Origin of the sequence: Rhodococcus sp. NPDC077669 (genome assembly GCF_040686915.1) — a bacterium.
Lineage (GTDB): Bacteria > Actinomycetota > Actinomycetes > Mycobacteriales > Mycobacteriaceae > Rhodococcoides > Rhodococcoides fascians.
The window spans coordinates 62,994-85,910 of the sequence record NZ_JBFBMD010000013.1 but is presented as its reverse complement, the minus strand read 5'-3'; the positions used below and the strand labels follow the sequence as shown (position 1 = coordinate 85,910).

Sequence of the window (22,917 nt, the reverse complement as noted above, 5' to 3'; positions counted from 1 at the left end):
GTTTTGTGCATGCGAGAAGTGAGGAGGTGGGCATCGTGGCCACCTGGACGAGAACACACCCGAGCCCTCACACCTCCTCCACGAAGGACTTCTCGCATGTCTTCTCTACTCGAATACGGACTCGACCAACACTGGCGTGACGAGTTCGAACAGCATTCTCACAGCGCAGTTCTCGCCCGCGTGGTTCGCGTCGACCGCGGTGAATTCGACGCCGTCACCGAGCACGGAATAGTACGCGGCACCGGTACCGCTACCTGCACCGGCGACTGGGTCGCACTCCGGCCACTCACCGGCCGGAACCACGGGCTCGTTGCCGTCCTCCCCCGCCGAACGGCCATAGTTCGCGCCAGTGCCGGATCGATTTCGGCCGCACAGGTTCTCGGAGCCAACGTCGATACCGTCGTGGTCACTGTCGCGTCGGACACGGCCCTCGACCTCGGCCGCGTCGAGCGCTACCTCACGCTGGCGTGGGGCAGCGGCGGCGTACCCGTCGTCGCGATCACGAAGACCGACAGCGGATGCGTCACCGAAGAGTCGGTACTGGCCGCCGCGCCGGGTGTCACCGTCTGTAGCACCAGCGCGGTGTCGGCCGATGGAATCGACTCGCTGACAGCACATCTGCACGGCACGGTCGCGCTCATCGGGCCGTCGGGATCAGGTAAATCGACTCTCGGCAACGCTCTGATCGGGAGCACCGCGTTCACCACCGGCACCACTCGCGAGGCGGACGCCAAGGGCAGACACACGACGGTGCGTCGGGAATTGATTCCGGTACCACGACTGGGACTGACCCTGCTCGATACTCCCGGATTGAGATCGGTGGGTGTACAAGGATCGGAAGACGCAGTGGCGAGCGCCTTTTCGGATATCGACGAGCTGGCCGCACTGTGCCGTTTCGGCGACTGCGCGCACGCACACGAGCCCGGTTGCGCCGTTCTTGCCGCCGTCGAGACAGGCGACTTATCCGAACGCCGGCTGGGTAACTACCGAAAGCTGTTGCGGGAGAACGCCTGGACAACGTCGCGCCACGATGCGCGGGCGCGCAGCGAGAAGTTGAGGGAATACAAGCAGATGACCAAGTCGCTACGGCAGAAGTACGCAGCCGACGGTGGGCGGCGCTAGGTCAGCTCTCGTCGAACAGCGAGGGGCTCTCGGACTCCGCCTCTTCCAGCGGAGCCGAGCCCTCGCGCGGCGACGCCTTGCGCACCACCTCGACCGTCGTCGTACGGACCGACAGCCGATGCCCGTCGTGATGCTCGAGCAACGCCAACCCTTGACGAATCTCGAGCACCTTCCACGGGCCTGCATGCCCGGACGCCTGAACCAGGTCGCCTGGTGCGATCTCGGAAGCCACTGTTGTTCTCCATTCACCGAGCAGGTATCGGGGGTCGAGCAAGTCTGTGACACACACCCTATCGGGCGCCGACCAGCCCGACGCCACTTGCTCGTCGAACAAGTTAGGAGTACTCATGTAATAGTTGTAGATATACAAGCAAATATGCGGAGGTGCACGTGGCCGAGCTGACTCGACGACACCGATATCTCGTGCTCGGGATCTGCTGCCTCAGCCTGTTTCTCGTCAGCACCGACAACACGATCGTCAACGTCGCGCTGCCGTCGATGCGCGCAGATCTGAATGCATCGGTATCGGGTCTGCAATGGATCATCGATGCATACACGCTGGTCGTGGCATCTCTGCTGATGCTCGGTGGCTCGATGGCCGACAAGTACGGCCGCAAACGCTTCTTCCTGATCGGCACCGGAACGTTCGTGCTCGGCTCGCTGCTGTGCAGCGTCGCACCGTCGCTGGGCTGGCTCATCGCCTTCCGGATGCTGCAGGCCGTCGGCGGCTCGATGATGAATCCCGTCGCGATGTCGATCATCACCAACACCTTCACCGACCCCAAAGAGCGCGCCGGCGCGATCGGCATGTGGGGTGCCGTCGTCGGAATCTCGATGTCCGCGGGACCGGCACTCGGCGGCGTGCTCGTCACCAGCGCCGGCTGGCAGTCCATCTTCTGGATCAACGTCCCCGTCGGGATCTTCGCTTTGGCGATGACACTGAAGTTCGTCCCGGAATCCAAGGCCGAGCACGCGCGGAAGTTCGATCCGGTAGGTCAGTTCCTCATCTTCGCGTTCCTCGCGTCCCTGGTCTTCACCATCATCGAAGGTCCCGCGAAGGGCTGGGGATCACCGCTGATCGTGTTCACGGGTGCCGTCGCGATCGGCTCTCTCGTCGGGCTGCTGGTGGTCGAATCGCGAATCGAGGAACCGCTGATCCAGCTGAAGTTCTTCCGCAGTGCACCGTTCAGTGGCGCTACGGTGATCGCCGTGTGCGCGTTCGCGTCCCTCGGCGGGTTCCTGTTCCTCAACACGCTGTACCTGCAGGACGTTCGCGGCTACTCACCACTGCACGCCGGTCTCTACACTCTGCCGATGGCACTGATGACGCTGATTTTCGCGCCGATATCGGGACGCATCGTCGGCAGCCTCGGGGCTCGCATCCCCCTGCTCGTGGCCGGCCTCGGCTTCGTGATCTCGGCGCTGATGCTCACCAGAACGACGCCGACGACGTCCTTCACATGGCTGGCGACGGCATACGTGATCTTCGGAATCTCCTTCGGCATGGTCAACGCCCCGATCACCAACACCGCAGTGTCCGGGATGCCGCGCAGCCAAGCCGGCGTGGCCTCGGCTATCGCGTCGACCAGCAGGCAGGTGGGTCAGTCGCTCGGTGTGGCCGTCATGGGATCGATCGTCACCGCGAGCATCGTCGGAGAAATCTCCGACGGCTTCACTGCCGCCGCCGTGCCCGCCTGGTTCGTCATCGCCGGTGCAGGCGTGGTCGTCACCGTGCTCGCGCTGGTCACCACCGGCCGGTGGGCACGATCAACCGCCGAACGTATCGACCAACCGGTGCTCGTATGACGAGCGAAGCAGCGCAGATCTGGCGCGAGATGCGAGCGCTGATGCTCGAAGTACACGACACTCGACGGGCCGTCGCCGAGGCCACCGGGATGAGCTTCCTGCGGGCGAAACTGCTGATCAAGCTGTTGGCCGGCGATCGGACGGTCACCGAACTCGCCGACCTGCTCGCCTCCGACGTGCCCTACGTATCTCTGAACGTGCGCGAACTCGAACAGCGAGACCTGGTGGTGCGCACAGAAGACCCCCACGATCGTCGACGACGCATCATCGGACTCACCGACACCGGACGCCGCCTCGCCGACAAAGCCCGCGCGATCGCCGACGCCCCTCCGCCGGAATTCACGGCACTACCGCCGGAAGACCTGGCGCATCTGCGTCGAATACTGCGACTGCCCTGATGTGGTGGGGCGGCGGTTCTGCTTCGGCTTCAGCGGCGAATGTCTGGGAGCGGAGTTCCGATCTCGACGAGGGCGCGCACGGTCGCGGCCTCCATGCCGGGTGAACCACACACCAGGATCTGACGGTCGGGGAACGGCCCCTGCACCGCGACGACGTCGGCGATAGCACCCTCCCAGCAGTGCTCCGGCTCGAAAAATGATGTGCTGGAACCAATTTCCTCGTGAATGCGATCGTTCCAGCGGTCCGAGGCCCACGGCTCGTGCAGCTGATCGACGACGGGAACGACGGTCAGCCACGGCAACTCGGCCGCCATCAACCACAGCATGTCGCTTGCATAGAGATCGCGCGGCGACTTGCCGCCGAAGAACAGCGTCACATTCGGCGGCCGCTCCCAGCGGGTGAGATCGAGCAGAATCGCGCGCAACGGAGCGAGACCGGTACCGCCCGCGATCATGACGACGTCGCGGCCCGAGTCGTCGACGTGCAGACCGCCCTGCGGATCGCTGATCTGCCAGACATGACCGGGCCGGGTCTCGTTGACGATCGACCCGCTCACCCACCCCGCGGGTACCGCGCGCACATGGAATTCGAGCTTTCCGTCCAGCGACGGCGGCAGGGCGGGCGAATATCGCCGCGTCAGAGCAGTGTTCTGAGGAACTGTCACGGACACCGATTGCCCGGCCCTGAACGGGATCGCGTCGCCCTCGAGCCTGATCACCGCGAGGTCGTTCCGAAGGCGATGGTACTGAACGACTGTCGAATTCCACGCCTGCATGCGCACCAGGATAGGGGTCGATGCCGGGTGTCTCGCAAACGCGCGCGAGGTTCGCCACTGCTGCCCGGCTCGCCAGCGCAAACGCGCGCGCGTTTGCTGAACGCGCGCGGAATAGTGACCGAATCACTGGCAAATCTGCGCGCACCTGACAAACGCGCGCGCGTTTGCTGAACGCGCGCGGAATAGTGACCGAATCACTGGCAAATCTGCGCGCACCTGACAAACGCGCGCGCGTTTGCGGGGAAGGCGGCGAACCTAGCGCTGGTGCTTCGGCTTCCAGACCACCAGGGCGTTGCGTTGGATCGGCACCAAGTCGCGGCGATAGCTCGCGTGCACGTTCGCGACCTCCTGCGCCAGTTCCGAGACCCGGGCCTGCAGGGCCTCGACCTGGTTGGTGAGTTCGATGATGCGCTTGATGCCGGCGAGGTTGACGCCCTCGTCCTGCGAGAGTCGCTGCACCTCACGGAGCAGTGCGACGTCGCGCGGTGTGTAGCGTCGACCCCCGCCGGTGGTGCGATGCGGGATGACCAGGCCCAGTCGGTCGTAGGTGCGCAGCGTCTGCGCATGCATGCCGGCCAGCTGAGCCGCGACGGAGATCACGAAGATCTGCGCGTCGGGATCACCTTGTGTTCCACCGGCTTTCGCGGAACCGCCCTCGGGAGGGACCGACATCACACACCTGCCCACCCGGCCCGCGGGTCGAATCCGCTGGCCTTCTCGGCTTCCAGATAGGTCTTCAGAGCGTCGGTAGCAGCATCGTCGAGTTTCTGCGGGACGGCAACTTTGACGGTCACCATCAGGTCGCCTGCGCCGGACTTCTTCGGGATGCCGCGTCCACGCACCCGTAGCACTCGGCCGTCGACGGTGCCCGGTGGCACCTTGACGCCGACACGTCCTTCGAGGGTGGGCACCGACAGTGTGGTGCCGAGGACCAGTTCGCCGTAGCTGACCGGCACGGTCACCGTGAGGTCGTCGCCGGTGCGGCCGAAGACCTTGTCGGGCTTGACTCGAACGGTGACGAACAGGTCGCCGGACGGTGCTCCGCGAAGCCCGGCCTCGCCTTGGCCTGCGAGTCGTACTTTCTGGCCGTCGCTGATGCCTGCGGGTACTCGCACGGTGATGGTGCGGGTGCGGTTCTGCACTCCGGTGCCGCGGCAGTCGACGCACGGGTCGTCGATGATGGATCCGGTACCGCGGCAGTCGTCGCAGGGCTCACTGAACCCGAAAGCGCCTTGGTTTCGGTTGACGACGCCCTGGCCGTTGCATTTGGGGCACACCCGCGGGCTCGTTCCGGGCTTCGCGCCGCTGCCGTGGCACGTGGTGCACGACGACGGACTGGTCAGCCGCAACGGGACCGTCACACCCTGCGCTGCTTCACGGAATTGCAGCGACGTCTCGGTTTCCACATCGCTGCCGCGTCGGGGACGGTTGCTCTGCGGGCGCTGGGCTGCGCCGCGATTGAACAGGCCACCGAAGAGGTCGCCGATTCCGCCGTCGCCGCCGCCGCCTTGACCGAAGATGTCGCCGACATCGAAGGTCTGACCGCCGCCGCCGAATCCGCCTGCACCGGGCGAGAATCCGCCTCCGCCGCGACTCCCGAAGCCACCGGAGGCGAACAGCCGCCTGGCCTCGTCGTATTCCTTGCGTTTGGCCGGGTCGGCGAGAACGGCATGCGCCTCGCTGACCGCCTTGAACTTGTTCTCGGCCGCGGCGTTACCAGGATTGGCGTCGGGATGGTTGTCCCGCGCCAACTTTCGGTACGCCTTCTTGATCTCTTCTGCAGTAGCGCTGGAGGAAACGCCCAGCTCCTTGTAGAAGTCCTTCTCGATCCACTCCCGCTGGCTCACCGGGCGTTTCCTCCTCTCGCGCTATTTCTTTTTACTGCTCGTCGGACGCGGGTGCGTCCGATTCTTCTGTTGCCGTGCCCTCGGAAGCACTGTCGACCACACCGACCATCGCGGTACGCAGCACGCGCTCGCCGAGCTTGTAGCCCGGACGCATCAGCGTGCCGACGACCGGATTGCTGCCGTCGCCCTCATGGGAGACGGCCTCGTGGATGGCCGGGTCGAAGGCGTCGCCCTCGGCCCCGAAGGTGCTCAAACCGATGTTCGAGAACACCCCCGCCAACTTGTCCGCCACGGCCTTGAGCGGTCCGGTTTCGAGATCGCCGTGCTGGCGAGCTCGCTCCAGATCGTCGAGGACGGGGAGCAGCTGCGAGACGACGGACGCCTTCGCGTTCTCCGCTCCCGTCTGCTTCTCCCGATCCGTGCGGCGACGGTAGTTGGCGTACTCGGCCGACACGCGCTGCAGATCGGCAGTGAGTTCGGCGACCTGAGTGTCGCGCGGATCTTCTGTGTCCTCCGCCTCGACCACGATCTCGCCTGTCCCTTCGTCCACCGAGCCGGGCTGGGGCGCAGTACCGGTGCCCGCGAGGGGCTCCGGAACTGCGTCACCTTCCCGTACTTCACCGGTCTCGGGATCGATCTTCCGCTTGTCCACGAAAGTGACCGGTTCTTGCTCGGAGTTACCCGACGTCACTTCTTGTCCGTGTCGTCGGCGGGCTCGTCGACAACCTCTGCGTCGACTACACCGTCGTCAGCGGCCTGCGCGCCACCCTCTGCGCCGCCCTGCTCCTTGGCCTGAGCCTCGTAGATGGCGGTGCCGAGAGCCTGCGACTCGCTCGACAGCTTCTCCACGGCGGTCTTCACTGCCGAGATGTCGCTGCCCGCGAGTGCCGTCTTGGCGTCGGCGATGGCGGTTTCGACGCGGCCCTTGAGCTCGGCGTCGACCTTGTCCTCGTTGTCCTTGACGAACTTCTCCGTCTGGTGGACGAGGGACTCGGCCTGGTTGCGGACCTCGGCCTCTTCGCGACGAGCCTTGTCCTCGTCTGCGTGAGCTTCGGCGTCGGCGACCATGCGGTCGATCTCTTCCTTGGACAGACCGGAGCCGTCCTGGATCTTGATCGTGTTCTCCTTGCCGGTGCCCTTGTCCTTGGCCGTGACGTGCACGATGCCGTTGGCGTCGATGTCGAAGGTGACCTCGATCTGGGGGACGCCGCGTGGAGCCGGGGGCAGATCCGTCAACTCGAACGAGCCGAGGAGCTTGTTGTGCGATGCGATCTCGCGCTCACCCTGGAAGACCTGGATCTGCACCGAGGGCTGATTGTCGTCAGCGGTGGTGAAGGTCTCGGATCGCTTCGTCGGGATGGTGGTGTTGCGCTCGATGAGCTTGGTCATGACGCCACCCTTGGTTTCGATACCGAGGGACAGCGGCGTGACGTCGAGGAGCAGAACGTCCTTGACCTCACCCTTGAGCACACCGGCCTGCAGTGCAGCGCCGACGGCCACGACCTCGTCCGGGTTGACGCCCTTGTTGGGCTCGCGTCCACCGGAGAGTTCCTTGACCAGCTCGGAGACTGCGGGCATACGCGTCGAGCCACCGACGAGCACGACGTGGTCGATGTCCTTGACGGCGATGCCGGAGTCCTTGACCACTGCCTGGAACGGCGCACGGGTGCGGTCGAGCAGGTCGGAGGTGATCTTCTGGAACTCCGAGCGGCTGAGCTGCTCGTCGAGGAAGAGCGGGTTCTTGTCCGCGTCGACCGTGATGTACGGAAGGTTGATCGAGGTGCTCTGCCCGGAGGACAGTTCGATCTTCGCCTTCTCGGCAGCCTCACGCAGACGCTGCAGGGCCATCTTGTCCTTGGTCAGATCGATGCCGTTCTGAGCCTTGAACTTGTCGACGAGCCAGGTCACGATGCGCTCGTCCCAGTCGTCGCCACCGAGGTGGTTGTCGCCGGACGTCGCACGGACCTCGACGACGCCGTCGCCGATTTCGAGCAGCGAGACGTCGAACGTGCCGCCACCGAGGTCGAACACGAGAATGGTCTGCTCGCTGTCGCCCTTGTCCAGGCCGTAGGCGAGAGCTGCCGCGGTGGGCTCGTTGACGATGCGCAGGACGTTGAGGCCGGCGATCTGGCCGGCTTCCTTCGTGGCCTGACGCTGTGCGTCCTCGAAGTACGCGGGAACGGTGATGACCGCGTCGGTGATTTCCTCACCCAGGTAGGCCTCGGCGTCGCGCTTGAGCTTCTGCAGCGTGCGCGCGGAGATTTCCTGAGGGGTGTACTTCTTACCGTCGATCTCCACGGTCCAGTCCGTGCCGACGTGGCGCTTCACGGAACGAATCGTGCGGTCGACGTTGGTGACCGCCTGGTTCTTCGCGGGCTGGCCGACCAGCACTTCACCGTTCTTGGCGAAAGCGACGATCGACGGGGTGGTGCGTGATCCCTCGGAGTTGGCGACGACAACCGGTTCGCCGCCCTCGAGGACGGACACGACCGAGTTGGTGGTCCCGAGGTCGATACCGACCGCACGAGCCATAATGTTTCCTCCTGTTGTTGCGTGGGTTCCAGTCCCTGGGTGAGCGAACTCCGCTCAAGTTTGCACAACGCGATCTATCGCGTCAACTTCCAACTTGAGCCTCATCCACTCAAGGCTGCTGACCTGCACAACGGAGGGTGTGGCGAATTTGTTCCCGAGGGAGCGGCTGCGCCGCATGTGAGTAGGAGTGGAGCCTGCGGAACGACCCAGGTGAGTGGAAACTCGACCCCTGCTACGAAGTTCCACGCACATGGGGCGAAGCCCCTCCACAGCAGTACGCCGCGACGATCGGCGGGGATCGTCGCGGCGCAGCGGGAGAGAAGTGCAGAACGAGAATTACTCGGCAGGCTCGGTGGCGGGTGCGGGGATGCAGCTGTAGCTGAGCAGTCCGCCGGTGATGTTGTTCATGAAGTCGGCATCGAGTGCGCTGGCGAAGGCAGCTGCGCCGGCGGGGCGAGCGACCCATTCGCGATCGGCCGACGGCACGGTGTAGGTCATTGCCTCGCCCGCCTTGATGGTCTTCTCGGTGTTCTGACCCTGCAGACCCGGCAGTGCGCCGTAGTTGACGTTGACGTTCGACGCGTCGTCGGCACCCTTGTTCTCGACCTTGACCTGCAGTGCGACGACGCCGCCCTCGGGGGCCTTCTCGACTGCGGTGTCGCAGACAGTGGCCATCGAGACCACCAGGTCGGGGCTTTCGAGAACTGCGGAGCCGAGTGGCATCGCGGGCTCGGTCTCGGGCTCGGCCGAGGCCATGGGTACGAGGACGACCGCACCGATGCCGGCGGCCAGGGCGGCCGTCGAGGCCAGGATCGATGTGCGGGCAAGACGTCGCATGGACAACTCCTGTGGCTGAGGGGATGTGACCCGTGAGTCTGATGTGACTGAAGGGACAGTTGGTACTTCCTCACTATGGCCTATCCGATTCAGACATTCCACACCAGGCGGTATCGATTCGATGACGTTCACATATCGAACAAAACCGGTCGCGCGGAATGACATTGGTGTGATTCGGCCGACGCTCACCGATCGACGGGCCGGGCCCGGCGCGCCCACACGCTAGGTTTCGCTGGTCGAAGAAGAGGGGAACCACAACCCTGCGGATCGGCCGCGCCCTACGTAGGGTTGAAGAAAAGCGAGGCTACGGAGGCACATGGATCCCGAAGTGCAGCACGAACCGAGCGAGATCACCTACGACGAAAAGTTCTACCCGGCTCGGCCGAAACCGCTTCGTCCGTCCGTGCGTCGTGCGAACCGAAGTAGTGGTCCCACACCGGACAGCGAGCCGGTCGCGTCCAATCCCGAGTACGTGGACTGGCTCACCGAACAGTCGATGCTGCGAGATGCCAAGCTCATTGCCGAACAGCTGTCGGGCAAGGGCAGCATGTGGCAGAACCCGTATGCCGATCCCGACCCGCGTGCTGCCGTCGAGCGAGCACCCGTCTGGTTCACCGCCTACCCCATCTCGGTGATCAACGCTCCGCAGACCAGCTTCCTGAGCACCCTCGGTGACGAGAAGTTGTGGCAGGCGTTCTCCGAAATCGGCGTCACCGCCGTGCACACCGGACCGGTGAAAGTGGCGGGCGGCATCCACGGGTGGCGTCCCACCCCGTCCGTCGACGGCCACTTCGACCGCATCGGTATGCAGATCGACCCCGCCTTCGGCTCGGAAGAAGAGTTCCGACGCCTGTGCGTCGTGGCTTCCGCGTACGACGGCATCGTCATCGACGACATCGTTCCCGGCCACACCGGTAAGGGTGCGGACTTCCGGCTGGCCGAGATGGCCGTCGCCGATTACCCCGGCATCTACCACATGGTCGAGATCGAGCCGCAGGACTGGCACCTGCTCCCCCGCGTGCGCGCCGGTGCGGACTCGCAGAACATCGACGCCGAGGCCGAGGCCAATCTCGCTCGCGCCGGCTACATCATCGGTCAGCTGCAGCGAGTGATCTTCTACGAGCTCGGTGTCAAGGAAACCAACTGGAGCGCAACACCTCCCGTCGTCGGCATCGACGGCGTCGAGCGGCGTTGGGTGTACCTGCACTACTTCAAGGCCGGTCAGCCATCCATCAACTGGCTCGACCCATCGTTCGCGGGAATGCGCCTCGTCATCGGCGACGCCTGCCATTCCATCGCCGATCTCGGTGCCGGCGCGTTGCGCTTGGACGCCAACGGTTTCCTCGGCGTCGAACGGCGTGCAGAGGGTCCGGGTTGGTCCGAGGGGCACCCACTCTCGGAGGCCGCGAATCACCTGATCGCCAGTGTGGTGCGCAAGATGGGTGGGTTCACCTTCCAGGAGTTGAACCTGACGATCGACGACATCAAGGCGATGGGCACCAACGGTGCCGACCTGTCGTACGACTTCATCAACCGTCCGGCCTACCAGCACGCGCTCGTCATGGGGAACACCGAATTCCTCAGACTTACCATGACTTTGGCGCGTGATCATGGCGTCGACACGGCATCGTTGGTGCACGCGCTGCAGAACCACGACGAGATGACGTTCGAGCTCATCCACTTCGCGACACTGCACGCAGAAGACGAGTTCGCCTACGGCGGCGAGTCGGTCAAGGGCTGCGATCTGGGCGATCGCATTCGCGGTGAACTCACCGATCGCCTCACCGGCCGCTGGGCACCGTACAACCGAACGTTCACCACCAACGGAATCGCTTGCACCACAGCCAGTGTGATCACCGCGTCGCTCGGCATCCGCGATCTCGATCGGATGGACGAGCAGGACATCGAGACCGTCAAACGAGCGCACCTGCTGCTCGCCATGTACAACGCACTGCAGCCCGGCGTGTTCGCACTGTCCGGCTGGGACTTGCTGGGCATTCTTCCGATCGCCGCCGACGAGGTCGAGGATCTCATCAAGGAGGGCGACACTCGCTGGCTCAACCGCGGCGCACACGACCTGATGGGGTATTTCCCCGACGCCGTGCGCTCGGAGTCGGGCATTCCCCGTGGACGCAGCCTGTACGGGTCGCTACCGGAGCAGTTGGCCGACCCGCAGTCGTTCGCTCGGCAGCTGGCTCGAATCATCGAGCTGCGCAACAAGTACGGAATTGCCACGGCGCAGCAGATCGACATTCCGACGGTCTCGCACAAGAGCCTGTTGGTGATGGTGCACGAACTCGGCCAGGGCACCATCCAGGCCACGGTGCTGAACTTCTCGTCCGACGAGATCAGCGCAACTATTCAGTCCAAGCACCTGGTGCCCGGCACCTGCGCCATCGATGTGTTCGACGACAACGAGATCGCGACGGTCGACGAACTGCACAGTTTCCCGATGAACCTCGGTCCGTACGAGGGCGTCGCGGTGGTGCTGCGGTGAGACGGCGTCGCAGCACCGCTGACGGATAGACTCCTGCACCGTGGCCGAAGAACCGAACGATCCGACAGCGCACAGGCCTCGGCCTGCCCGACCGCAACCACCGCGGCCGGAGCTGTCCGTCGAACCTCTTCGGCCACGACAGGAATCCACCGCAGACTCCCGTCTGCCGAAGATCGCGACCGGGCTGTGGGCGGCGACCGCCGCACTGATCCTGGCGCTGGCCGCCGTCATCGCGCTGAACTGGAACGTCGTTCTGTTGGGCGTCGAAACCGCCGTGGCTCAGCAGGATTCGACGGCGAGCGCCGCAGACGTCCGGAACACGGCGTCGGCCACCCTCATCTCGAGCGGTGCTGCCGCCGCCGTGCTGGTACTGCTCGGATTCGTCTCGTTGAACCTGCTCCGCGGCGCAGCCACGTCGTCCAAAATCTTGATGAGCGCGGTAGGAATTCTGACCATCGGGGCGGCCGTCACGTTCTCGACCTTCGTCTCCGACGCCTCGGCCCTGCTCGGCGGCGTGCTGCAATGGGGTCCGTTCGTCGTGGCAGGCGCTGCCGCAGCCGCCACGGTCGTCGCGCTGCTACCTCGACGCTCCTCACGTCAGTGAGGCGAGAATCCCTTCGGCACTGCGCGCGGCGAGGGCACACGAATTCGACGTGAACCGGTCCAGAAGCGGATGCTCCGAGAGGGATCGCCACTTACGCACCGCAGCCAGTGCCGTGTCGCGTTGCTGAGTGTGTCCCGCATCGGGCGGCAGATCGAGACGCTCGGTGGCGGCGATACCGAAGCCGCCGATGATGCGCTGCAGATCGAGCAGTCCGCCGTCGGGCAATGTCGGTGTGACCGAACGCAATCGGCCGAGCAATCGTAGTTCGGCAAACCCGTGCACGTCGGCAAGCATCCTGCCGGCTTCGGTACGCAGCGCATGCGACTCCGGTCGGAACTCCAGAATTCGTTGCAGCGCAACCAGAGCCGAGTGCAGCTTCAGCTGATCCGCTCGCTGGCCGAATTGCACGTCGATCACCGAGCGAAGTTCGGACAGTCCACTGCGCTCGACCAGGTCGGCCGCCAGTGTCGGCGAATCACGCACACCGAGCCGAATCAGCGTCACGGCCATCCGAATCCCGAACAGGCCGAAGCGGTCGACGATGCTGGCGCGCAGGGCGGCATCGACGGGCAGAGTGCTCTCCGCCCGCACGAACCGATCGGCCGAGAGCATCGCCAGTTGCAGATCCTCGGTCGGTACCGTCGCGAGCATCTGGAATGCGGCGAACTCGCTCTGCCGCAACGTCTCTGCTCCCAACGCCAACAGTCCCGCCACCGGGACGACGGCCTGGCACAGCCCGGTGGCTTCGAGCTCGGACGCGAACCGCGCCGCGACCTCCTTGGCCGACATCATCGCGTCCATGCGGCCCGAGCCGACCTCGTCCGCCCGGGAGACCACCCCGATGACGCCTAGTGGCCCGGAATCACCGCCGACGTGTGCCCCGATCTGCCCGAGAAACGAGACGTCCGTGGCATTGAGGGTGCGCAGCAGGTAGACCACTGCGTCGGCCCCCGACGACGAATTCTCGGGGGTCAGCATCGCCAACGTGCGCGCCGAGACATCGCGAGAGAGCGACGAGGTGCCGGGGGTGTCGATGATCGTCGTCTGCGCCAAAGTACTTGCCGGCCATTCGACGTCCAGACGATCGACCTGCGCCGCCGTCAACGCACCGAGATCGAACGTCAGCCGCCCGTCGCGTCGTTGCACCGGAACGTTCGCCGCGCGATCGCCGTCGTACCAAGCTGTCACACTGGGTGAGACACCATTGCGATACCACGTGACGACCTTGGTGCATTCGGTAGCGTCGGTCGGCGCAATGTCCTGTCCCACAAGCGAATTGAGCAGAGTGGACTTGCCGGCCTTGAGCGATCCCGCAAGCGCGACCCGGAGCGGCTCGTCCAAACGGTAGAGACATTCGTCGAGCATCCAGGACGCCTCCGCGTCGCCGGCGTACGTCGACCGCGCTGCCGAGATCAGATCGCGCGCTCGGGCCAGTGCCGTCACGCTCATACCGCGACGTCCTTCACCAGACGCGTTGCGCGAGCATTCAATTCCGAGACAAGCCGCATGTCGTTCTCCAGCCTCGCGATCCGGGCGGTGCGATCGGTGTTGTCGGCGGCAGCGGCTTCCTGCGCCGAGCGCAACGACTCGTTGAGCGAACGCAATGTCTGCTCGGCGATCGAGGTGAAGTGATCTCGCAGCACCCGCTGAATCTGACGCAGCCGATCCTTCGACTCCTTGCCCACCTGGAAGCTGACGTCGTCGGTGAAGCGGCGAATCGCCATCTTGGCCTCGGAGCGACGAGCCTTGACGCGATTCTCCTTGTCTTCCTTGTACGCCTTGGTGCCGAGCAGTACGCCTGCTCCGATCGAGATCGGATTGAGCAGACTCAGCCCGACGAACGTAGTGATCAGACCGAACATCAGTACGCCGCCGTAGGATCCACGCATTCCGACCAGAACCTTCTGCGTGATACCCACCCGTCCCGACTCCAGATCGGCCAGGGACGTCACGGGCTCGAGCACATTGTCGAGATCGCCGAGATCGAGATCGGGCAGGGCCGCCGCGCCGGACGACGCGAAGTGCTCGGCCACCAACTCCGACAACCACAGAGCCCGCTCGTGCGCCCACACGAAATTGTCGCCCACCGACGCAGCAATCTGCTCTTCGAGCCATTCGCCCAGTTGCGGCCAGTCCTTCCCCGGATCCCCCTCGTCGACGGTTTCCTCGGCCTCCCGGGTGACGCGTCGCAGTCGGTCGCGCAGGTCGTGATCGATGTCCGACGCGAGATCTGCGATTCCGTCACCGAGCGTCTGTTGCCACTGCGAGGACCTCTTGTGCAGTTCCTCGGCGGCGGACTTGGCGCGCTGGAGCCCGGCGACTGCGGCGGCCGCGCGCTCCGGATCCTTCAGCGCCGCAAGCTCACTGCCGAACGACAGTGTCAGGTGCTCGGTCACCGAGCGGACATCGAGGGATACCGATGCGCGAGCCAGCACGTCGGCTCGTGCCACCACGTCGTCGCGCAGAAACGCGTACAGCTGCTGGAAGCCGGATTCGGCATTGAGTTCCTCGTCGTTCAAACGCACTGCGTGCGAACGCAACAACGACGACACCGGCAGCATCTGCACGCTGATGCCCGCACGGTCCAGATGTCCACGGTTGGCCTCGACGATCTGCCGCCAATGGGGATACAGATCGATCTTGGTGATCAGCACCGCCACAGCCGGGCACAGACCCTGCACCTGCCGCAGGAACGCCAATTCCGGCTCGGTGAATTCACGAGAGGCATCGGACACGACGAGCACGGCATCGGCCGACGGAATCAGACCCAATGTCCCTGCCGCATGGGGGTTTCCGTGGCCACCGACTCCCGGCGTGTCGACCAGCACCAGGCCGTCGGCGAGCAGTGGGCTCGGTACCGCGATGTCCAGCCGCAGCACCTCCCGGCCCTGAGCCCGGGGACTCGCCGGAGTGACCGTGGTGATCTCTTCGAGCGGTACGTCGACCCGAATCGGTTCGTCACCGGGATTCGCGAGCACGAGCTGCGCGGAGAAGCTGTCCGCGTTGGACACCACCGTCGGAATCGCGGTGGTCTCGTCGTCGCCCACCGAGCACACCGTCAGATTCAGCAGCGAATTCACGAACTGGCTCTTGCCCTGTTTGAGGGGTCCGACCACGATGATGCGACGTCGAGGGTCGAGCACACGCGACTTCGCTGCCTCGACTCGATCGACCAGATCGGATCGTCCCGCCGATGTCGCTACCTCCGCGGTGCGATCGAGCAGCTCGGCCAGTTCCGTAGATTGCCCGTCCATACCTGTGTCTCCACAACCCATCTCGTCGACTCCCGCGAACCCAACCCGTTCCGCAGGCCGCATTCCCAAACTCTAGCGACGACTCGGGCCCCGAGTGTCGTTGAACACTCGGGGCCGACTCGTCACTTCGTCACCTGATCACAGGCAACGCGATCAGGGGTTCAGCGGGTCGAAGTCGTGGTCGACGGTCAGCGAGTGGCCCAGCGAATCTGCTGCCGAATCGACCGATCCGTGCAGGTTGCCGCCGGTCTCGCCGAACAGGTCCGTGCTGCTCTCGCTCTGTCCGAAGACGTCGGAGTCGACGCTCGACCAGCCCGTACCCGATGCGTTCGCGCTGGAATCGAAGGAGCTCCCGGACTCGAAAGATCCCTCGGCGCCCGACTGCACTGCACCGGTGACCTGGCCACCGAGCTGCGCGGCGGAGTCAAACCCGCCGGCCACGGAACCCGCAGCGTCCGCACCAGCATCCAAACCCCCGCTCACCGTGGAGGCCAGTCCGCCGCCGATCGAGCCGCCGGCATCCAGTCCGCCGCCGATGTTCGACGCGATCTCGCCGCCCACCGAGGTTCCCGCGTCGACGACGCCGCCCACGGTGCCCTCGAGTCCTCCGGTGACGTTTCCGGCCAGGTCACCCGCGGCGGAACCGGCGAGGTCACCTGCCGATTCGAGTCCTGCACCGACCTGCGTACCGGCGTCGATTCCGCCGTTCACAGCGCCGGTCAGAGTGCCTTCCAGTCCTGCACCGGCCTGCGCGGCCGCGTCGATTCCGCCGTCGACGGCACCGGTGAGGGTGCCTTCCAGTCCTGCACCGGCCTGCGCGGCTGCGTCGATGCCGGTCGAGACACCGCCTTCGACTCCACCTGCAACACCGCCTGCGATTCCGCCGCCGAGGCTGCCGAGCCCGGCCAGTCCGCCGGTCAGGCTCGTGCCCGCGTCGACGAGCCCGTTCAGTCCACCGGCCACGTCGCCGCCGACGTTGCCGACCGCCGCCAGGCCGCCGGTCACATCTGCTCCTGCGCTGCCGACGGCCGCGAGGCCACCGGTGATACCTGCGCCGACGCTGCCGACTCCGGCGAGGCCACCCGTCAGGCCGCCGCCGAGGCCACCGAGTCCGGCCAGGCCGCCGGTGAGGTCTCCGCCGACGTTGCCGAGTCCGGCGAGGCCGCCGGTCAAGCCGCCGCCGAGGCCACCGAGTCCGGAGAGGGTGCCTTCCACGGTGCCGGTGAGATCGGCACCTGCGGACACGGCCGTGTCGACCGCACCGGCCAGCTGAGCACTGAGATCTGCACTCGCGCCGAGTGCTGCTCCGAGGTCGAGTGTGGCTCCGGCGTCGACGATTGCTTCGACGGCCGTGCCGAGCTGTGCGCCTGCAGCGCCGCCCACACCGAACGCGGTTCCGAGAATTACTTCGAGGCTGCCCGTGACTCCGCCGGTCAGCGCGCCGGTGATTCCGCCGGTCAGCTCACCCGTCAGCTGACCCGCCAGTTCGCCGGTGATGCTGCCACCGATGCCCAGCCCGGCACCGAGGGTTCCCTCGATCGCGGTGTCGATGGCCGTGGCCAGGTTTCCGACGACTCCGGCGTCGAGATCGAGGACGCCGCCCAGGGCGCCGCTGACGACCGTGCCGATGTTGCCGCCGGCTGCGAGGAGTGCGTCGACGTCGATGTCAGCGAGGGCACCGGCGTCGAGTACTGCACCGAGTGCGGTTCCGATGGATCCTGCGATGGCACCGTCGACGGCGAAGAGTCCGCCGAGGCTGCCACCGATGCCACCGGCGATGTCGCCGACCAGCGCGGCTCCGGCTTCAGCGGATCCGCTGAGGGCTGCTGCGATGTCTGCGGTGAGGTCCGCACCGACCGTTCCGAGTCCGGCGAGAGCGCCGCCGATGCCTGCGGTCAGCGCGGTGCCGAGGCCGCCGACGATGTCCAGGCCGGCTCCGGCGTCGAGCACGGATTCGAAGACGCCACCGACGGCAGCGCCCAGTTCGGCTCCGACGGTTCCGCCGACTGCGAAGAGGGCACCGAGTGCGCCGGACAGTCCGCCCTGGATGTCGGCCAGCGCGGCGAGGTCGACTGCGCCGGTGGCGCCGATCGCGGCGTCGAGGGCTGCCTGCAGCTGCGCTGCCAGGTCGGCGCTGATCTCGCCGCCGATGTCTGCGCCTGCTCCGATGAGTCCGGTGAGCGCAGCGCCGAGTCCGACCGTGCCGCCGAGAAGACCGTCGAGGTCCAGATCGATTCCGCCACCGAGTCCGCCGCCGATGCCCGCACCGGCACCGATGAGTGCGTCGAGAGCGCCACCGAATGCGGTGCCGAGTTCGAGGCCGATCTGGCCACCGACGGCCAGAGCTGCAGCGAGAGCTGCCTGGAGCGACGCTTCGATCTCGCCCGCCACGTCGATTCCACCGGTCAGCGCGCCACCTGCGGCGAGCCCGCCGCCGGCTACCGCTCCTGCGGCAATGCCGAGTCCGGCCGACAGTCCGCCGCCGAGGCTCGCGCCTCCGGCGAGTGCGCCGTCGAGGCCTGCGGATCCGCCTGCACCCAGAATCGCCGAGAGCTGGCTGCCTGCACCGGCGAACAGTCCCGACTCGGCGACCAACGGGGCCACCGCGACGATGTCTGCGTGGGTGACGCCGCCGAGGCCGGCAGCGGCCAACGTCGTCTCGGGGTTGGCGCAGTAGGCAGCAGCGGCGTTGTCGTCGCGCAGCAGGCCGAGAATGAAATCGAGTACGGCGTTGGTAGCCATGTGAGTCTCCTTGACGAGTGATGCTTCGTGGTTGATCACAAAGCTATGGTCCGCAGAGCCCCCGCCCAACGGGGACGATCCCCCTACTCCCCCGAGGGGTCGCCAGGGGACTTGCATTAGGGGATCTGAGCGCTTTAGGGGATTTACCTCGTTGCACGCTCTAACCTGCTGTGAGACGTAACGAATCGGGGCACCGAGCCGACAGTGCGGGTAACGGCGGTGGGAACCAGGGCAGTGCGACAAGAAGGTGGCGGCAGATGAACGCAGGGCTCGGCATACGGATCGGAACTGTGACGGCTGTTGCCGCCCTGGATACCGACCCGGTGACCTCGGTGGTCAAGCGTTCGGCCCTCGATCTTCGTCCCGGTGCGGCCCCCAGTCTCGCCGACCTGTGGGACCGCTCGACGCGCCATCTCATCAGTGGGTTCGCCGATCGCGTCGGTGACCCTGTCGAACTGATCGACGACGACGGCCGCAGTCACCGCGCCGAGGACCTGTACGCCACCGCCACTCGTGCCCTCGTCGCCGACGTCTCCGCCGGTGTCGACTCCTCCCCCTCCGTGGTGGTCACCCACCCCACACGCTGGACCGCCTACACCGTCGAGGTGCTCGGCGAAGCGCTCGATCGCGCAGGCCTGACCGACGTCACGCTCGTTCCCGAGTCGGTCGCCACGATGCGCTGGCTCGAAGTCACCCGTGGAACCCAGTCCGACGGTCTCGCGGTCGTCTACGACCTCGGCGCGACGGCTCTCGACGTCACGCTGATGCGGACCGGGTCCGACGCAGGCGTCGTCGGAACCGGCGTTCATTCGCAGGAGTTCGGCGGCGCACAGTTCGACCACGAGATCATGCAGTACGTACTCGACACCGTCTCGGGCAGTCAGTCGTTCGAGTTCGATCCCTTCGATCCCGACACCGTCGGTGCACTGGTCGAATTGCGCGCCCGCTGCGGCGAGGCCAAAGAACAGCTGTCCTACGACACCTCCACGTCGCTGACGGTGGACCTGCCGGGGCTGCACACCGAAGTACGACTGGTCCGCTCGGAAGTCGAAGACCTCGTTCGCGCATCGCTGCTGGCCTCCATCGGCGTCGTGCGTGACGCCGTCACGGCCGCAGGCCTCGAGGTCACCGACATCGATCAGGTGGTGCTGACCGGCGGCAGCTCGGCCATCCCGCTCGTCGCCGAGCTCGTCTCGACCGAACTGCGAGTACCGGTCGTGGCCGGGCCTCGCCCCGAACTGACCGTCGCGATCGGAGCCGCGATCCTCGGCAGCGACATCGCCGACGCCACCGCCGCGGACGATGCAGCAGCATTGGCTGCGGTTCCCGCCGCGACCGCCGTTGCCGCGCCGATGCCCCGTCCCACCCCGCGGCCCGCCCCGACCCCGACGGCAGTGGCGTCGGAATCGGGGATGTCCGGACGGAAAAAGGCAGGCCTGGTCGCCGGATCCGTCGTCGTGCTGGCCCTTCTCGCGGGCGGCGGACTGTCGGTCGGAACGGCCCTCACCTCGGACAACACCACTCCGGCCGAATCCAACGCCGAGATCTCGAGCAGCGAGACTCCCGGCAGCACGGCCGCGGTGGCAGAAGTCGGGTCCACGACCGGGCCGACCGGTTCTGCAGCAGTCGGCTCCACGGGTGCACCCACCACGGTGGTCAACGCCGACGGCAGTGTCACCCAGATCGATCCGGCCACCGGGGCTCCTGTTGCCGGGGCACCCGTCGCCGGAGCGCCCGCCGCGGTCCCCGGCCAGAACGGGGCCGCCACCGTGCCGACCATCCCGTCGATCGCCGCACCGACGGTGCCCAACTACCAGCCTCCGGCCGTGCAGGTCCCGCAAGCACCGCAGTTCACGCCACAACCGCTACCGACGTACCAGGGCCCGACCCTCGGCGACGTCGGTCAGGGCGTCGGGCAGGGCCTCGGCGGTGTTGTCGGAGGTGTGGGTCAGGGCCTGGGTGACGGACTCGGCGGGGTCGTCGGCGGCCTGACCGGTCGATAGACCGACCGTGGCCAACAGCCCATCCGCTCTCGTCGGCGTCGAGCGCGCCGATCGATTCGTTCGTGACGCGTCGTCGAGCACCGGTGTGCATGTTGTCGTCGGGGTGAACGGCTCCGGTCGATCCGCGGTGCTCGGTGCGGTCGCGGCCGCCGCGACGACGGTGCATGCAGACAGTGTCACCGACGCGCCGTCGGGTGCGACGGTTCTGGTCGACGACGCCCATCTGTTGCCGGATCACCGCGTGGACGAGATCGCCGCTGCAGCAACCCGTTCGGACATCACGCTGGTTCTCGCCACGGCCCCGCGCCGATACGATTCCCGGATCGAGAAGCTCGTCGCATCCGCCGGTGCCGCTCGCCTGACGCTGGTGCCGTTGGACAAGACGTCGATCGCAACGCGGGCAGCCGCAGTCGCTCGGCCGATCTCGGCGTCGCTGGCGAGCGCGATCGCAAAGTCCACCGGAGGGCTTCTCGTCGCCGTCGACGCGGCACTGGCCGCGCTCGGGGGCGAACGGTCCGACCCCACTCCGCTGCGCGCGGTCACCGAATCGGTTGCCGAGCAGCATCGCCGGATACTTGTCGACACCACCGACGACACCCGCGCCGTGCTGCTCGCGGCTCGCTTCGGCGTCGTCCCGGACCCGGTCACGGCGGCGCAGCTCGTAACACGGGCGGCCGACGCGGAGACGGTCGTCGATATCGCCTGCAGCTCCGGTCTTCTCGACGCCACGGGCGCGTTGGTCCCGTCCGCCGAAGGTCCCCTGACCGAGATGATCGGGGAGCGTCGATGCCGGGTGCTGCTCGACCGCATCACCGAGGTTGCGGCGAAATCCGGTCTGCTCGACGCCTCGGCAGCGCGAGTGTTGGCGGCGCACGGGGTCGTACGCGCAGACCTCGCTGATTTCCTTGCTGGACAGGGTGATTCGACTTCCATAGAGTCCGCTGGCCAGCTGTACGACGCGGCAGCAGCGGCGGGATTCGACCCATCTGCGCTCGCGGCCCGGCGGGCAGAGGTGGCCGCCGCGACCGGACACCTCGACGAGGCAGGCCGTCGTGCCGACGAGATTCTCGATGCGGCCACCGATCACACGCAGGTCGATCTACGCACTGCGGTCAGGGTCTCGGCGTCGGTCGCCGCGCAGCGCGGAATGGTCTCGCGCAGTGCGCAATTGTTCGCCTGGCTCGGGACGGATCGACTCGGGACCGATGCGGTGTGGGCTGCCTTGTCGGCCGCTGCCGCAGGCGACCGCCCTGCTGCCGACCGCGCACTGAGTGTCGTGGCATCGCTGGCACCGACGTCGAGCACGGCGTCGGGCGCGTTGCTCGTCGACGGGGTCCTCGGTTCGATCGACTCACGCAGCGCTGCCGCGTCGAGTGCGGCGACGAACGCGCTGATGCGCGCGGTCACGTTGACGGCCGCGCCGTCCGATCGTTGGTGCGCTCCGGATTCGGCAGCCGCGGTGGCCGCCCTGCATGCCGTGCACTGCGGTGATCTCGCCCGCGTCGACTCCGTCATCGCTCGTGCCCTACCCGAGCTGCGGCCGGGATCCGAGGCCCACACGCGGCTCGTTCTCATCGGCGGCTGGGCGGCCATGCTGCGAGGAGACGCCGCGCAGGCCTGCCACCTGGTCGACCCGCTCGAGATCCCCGACTCGCACGTGCGCAATCACCTGTTCCTGCACGGCATTCGAGTGGGGTTGGCCCGCAGGTCCGGGGACGCCGGGTCTCTCGTCACGGCGTGGACCCAGGCGCAGAACGTCGTCGCCGCGTACTCGATCGATCTGTTCTCTCTCTTGCCCCTCGGCGAATTGGTGCTGGCCGCAACACGAGTGGGCCAGTTCGATCGCGTCGAGCACCTCGTGTCGCAGTCCACGACGCTGCTCGCCGCGTTGGGGGATCCGCCGGTGTGGGCGTCGGCGCTGCATTGGTATCAGGTGCAGGCCGCCATCGTGGCGCAGACGCCCGAAGCCCTGGTGCCGCACGCGAAGGCCCTCGCGTCCGCCGCTTCGACGCACCCGTACAGTTCCGCACTCGCCGCGGCGGGGCGGGCGTGGCTCGGCGTTCTACAGGGCAGGCCCGACGCCGCCGAGGTCGAACTCTCGGCGCGCACCCTCACCGCGTTCGGCCTGCCGTGGGACGGTGCCCGGTTGGCGAGCGAGGCCGCGCTGACCGTCGCCGACACCGCCACGGCCACCTCGTTACTGCACATCGCCCGGTCGTTGCGTCAGCCCAGCTCGCATCAGCGGGAGACCGACGGGACGACGCCGCAGCCGTCGGGATCTCTGAGCGAACGCGAGGCCGAGGTGGCCGAGCTACTGGTTCTCGGCGTCACGTACCGCGAGGTGGGCAGCCGGCTCTACATCTCCCCGAAAACCGTCGAACATCATGTGGCTCGCATTCGCCGCAGGCTCGGAGCCGGGTCGCGCTCGGAACTGATCTCGATGCTGCGGGCGATGGGCTACGGAACATCGACCACCTGACTGCGGCACGCTGATGCCCC

The 22,917-nt window shown here is 66.5% G+C and carries 17 protein-coding genes; 7 read left to right on the top strand and 10 right to left on the bottom strand.

Features of this window, described 5'->3' with window-relative positions:
• The first annotated feature begins 96 nt into the window (after positions 1-96).
• Complete coding sequence (gene rsgA, locus AB0P23_RS16175; protein WP_363798223.1) at positions 97-1,122, top strand: ribosome small subunit-dependent GTPase A; 1,026 nt, start codon at positions 97-99, stop codon at positions 1,120-1,122.
• A gap of 1 nt (position 1,123) precedes the next feature.
• Here the strand turns inward: rsgA and AB0P23_RS16170 are convergent, their stop codons facing one another.
• Positions 1,124-1,354 (bottom strand): hypothetical protein, encoded by a 231-nt coding sequence (locus AB0P23_RS16170; RefSeq protein WP_027495662.1) that lies wholly within the window; start codon positions 1,352-1,354, stop codon positions 1,124-1,126.
• A 158-nt stretch (positions 1,355-1,512) separates the two neighbouring features.
• Between AB0P23_RS16170 and AB0P23_RS16165 the strand changes: the two genes are divergently transcribed.
• The gene (locus AB0P23_RS16165; protein ID WP_032399275.1) at positions 1,513-2,928 is read left to right on the top strand and encodes an MFS transporter; all 1,416 of its coding nucleotides are present in this window, start codon (positions 1,513-1,515) and stop codon (positions 2,926-2,928) included.
• A complete protein-coding gene (locus AB0P23_RS16160) occupies positions 2,925-3,326 on the top strand; it encodes a MarR family winged helix-turn-helix transcriptional regulator (protein ID WP_283542455.1) in 402 nt (133 codons plus the stop codon). The genes AB0P23_RS16165 and AB0P23_RS16160 overlap by 4 nt, the downstream gene beginning before the upstream one ends.
• Before the next feature lie 29 nt (positions 3,327-3,355).
• Here the strand turns inward: AB0P23_RS16160 and AB0P23_RS16155 are convergent, their stop codons facing one another.
• From AB0P23_RS16155 to AB0P23_RS16130, 6 genes are all read right to left on the bottom strand, one after another.
• Positions 3,356-4,102: an FAD-binding oxidoreductase gene (locus tag AB0P23_RS16155; protein WP_283551065.1), complete on the bottom strand. Its 747-nt coding sequence runs from the start codon at positions 4,100-4,102 to the stop codon at positions 3,356-3,358.
• Positions 4,103-4,357: 255 nt separating this feature from the next.
• Positions 4,358-4,774 carry a helix-turn-helix domain-containing protein gene (locus tag AB0P23_RS16150; RefSeq protein WP_094663302.1) on the bottom strand — a complete coding sequence of 139 codons (417 nt, stop codon included), beginning with the start codon at positions 4,772-4,774 and terminating at the stop codon, positions 4,358-4,360.
• Positions 4,774-5,949, bottom strand: a complete 1,176-nt coding sequence (dnaJ, locus tag AB0P23_RS16145) for a molecular chaperone DnaJ (RefSeq protein ID WP_027495657.1) — start codon at positions 5,947-5,949, stop codon at positions 4,774-4,776. The genes AB0P23_RS16150 and dnaJ overlap by 1 nt, the downstream gene beginning before the upstream one ends.
• 31 nt (positions 5,950-5,980) lie before the next feature.
• Positions 5,981-6,640: a nucleotide exchange factor GrpE gene (grpE, locus tag AB0P23_RS16140; RefSeq protein WP_032381454.1), complete on the bottom strand. Its 660-nt coding sequence runs from the start codon at positions 6,638-6,640 to the stop codon at positions 5,981-5,983.
• Positions 6,637-8,481, bottom strand: coding sequence for a molecular chaperone DnaK (gene dnaK, locus AB0P23_RS16135; RefSeq protein ID WP_027495655.1), 1,845 nt, complete (start codon positions 8,479-8,481; stop codon positions 6,637-6,639). Before dnaK ends, grpE begins: the two co-directional genes overlap by 4 nt.
• A gap of 336 nt (positions 8,482-8,817) precedes the next feature.
• The gene (locus tag AB0P23_RS16130) at positions 8,818-9,318 is read right to left on the bottom strand and encodes a hypothetical protein (protein WP_032366878.1); all 501 of its coding nucleotides are present in this window, start codon (positions 9,316-9,318) and stop codon (positions 8,818-8,820) included.
• A gap of 316 nt (positions 9,319-9,634) precedes the next feature.
• Between AB0P23_RS16130 and treS the strand changes: the two genes are divergently transcribed.
• Complete coding sequence (gene treS, locus AB0P23_RS16125; RefSeq protein ID WP_027495653.1) at positions 9,635-11,815, top strand: maltose alpha-D-glucosyltransferase; 2,181 nt, start codon at positions 9,635-9,637, stop codon at positions 11,813-11,815.
• Between the two features lie 40 nt (positions 11,816-11,855).
• Positions 11,856-12,419: a hypothetical protein gene (locus tag AB0P23_RS16120; RefSeq protein ID WP_206497704.1), complete on the top strand. Its 564-nt coding sequence runs from the start codon at positions 11,856-11,858 to the stop codon at positions 12,417-12,419.
• On the opposite strand, the gene AB0P23_RS16115 is transcribed toward AB0P23_RS16120, so the two are convergent.
• The 3 genes from AB0P23_RS16115 to AB0P23_RS16105 form a co-directional block, all read right to left on the bottom strand.
• The gene (locus AB0P23_RS16115; protein WP_027495651.1) at positions 12,408-13,868 is read right to left on the bottom strand and encodes a dynamin family protein; all 1,461 of its coding nucleotides are present in this window, start codon (positions 13,866-13,868) and stop codon (positions 12,408-12,410) included. The genes AB0P23_RS16120 and AB0P23_RS16115 overlap by 12 nt on opposite strands.
• Positions 13,865-15,673, bottom strand: a complete 1,809-nt coding sequence (locus AB0P23_RS16110; protein ID WP_241257706.1) for a dynamin family protein — start codon at positions 15,671-15,673, stop codon at positions 13,865-13,867. Before AB0P23_RS16110 ends, AB0P23_RS16115 begins: the two co-directional genes overlap by 4 nt.
• 153 nt (positions 15,674-15,826) lie before the next feature.
• Positions 15,827-18,415 (bottom strand): IniB N-terminal domain-containing protein, encoded by a 2,589-nt coding sequence (locus AB0P23_RS16105; protein WP_363798218.1) that lies wholly within the window; start codon positions 18,413-18,415, stop codon positions 15,827-15,829.
• 257 nt (positions 18,416-18,672) lie between these two features.
• Between AB0P23_RS16105 and AB0P23_RS16100 the strand changes: the two genes are divergently transcribed.
• Together AB0P23_RS16100 and AB0P23_RS16095 are read left to right on the top strand one after the other, a co-directional pair.
• Complete coding sequence (locus AB0P23_RS16100) at positions 18,673-20,418, top strand: Hsp70 family protein (RefSeq protein ID WP_206497706.1); 1,746 nt, start codon at positions 18,673-18,675, stop codon at positions 20,416-20,418.
• A gap of 7 nt (positions 20,419-20,425) precedes the next feature.
• On the top strand, positions 20,426-22,897 hold the full coding sequence (locus AB0P23_RS16095) for a helix-turn-helix transcriptional regulator (RefSeq protein WP_363798215.1): 2,472 nt from the start codon (positions 20,426-20,428) through the stop codon (positions 22,895-22,897).
• Positions 22,898-22,917 lie beyond the last annotated feature (20 nt).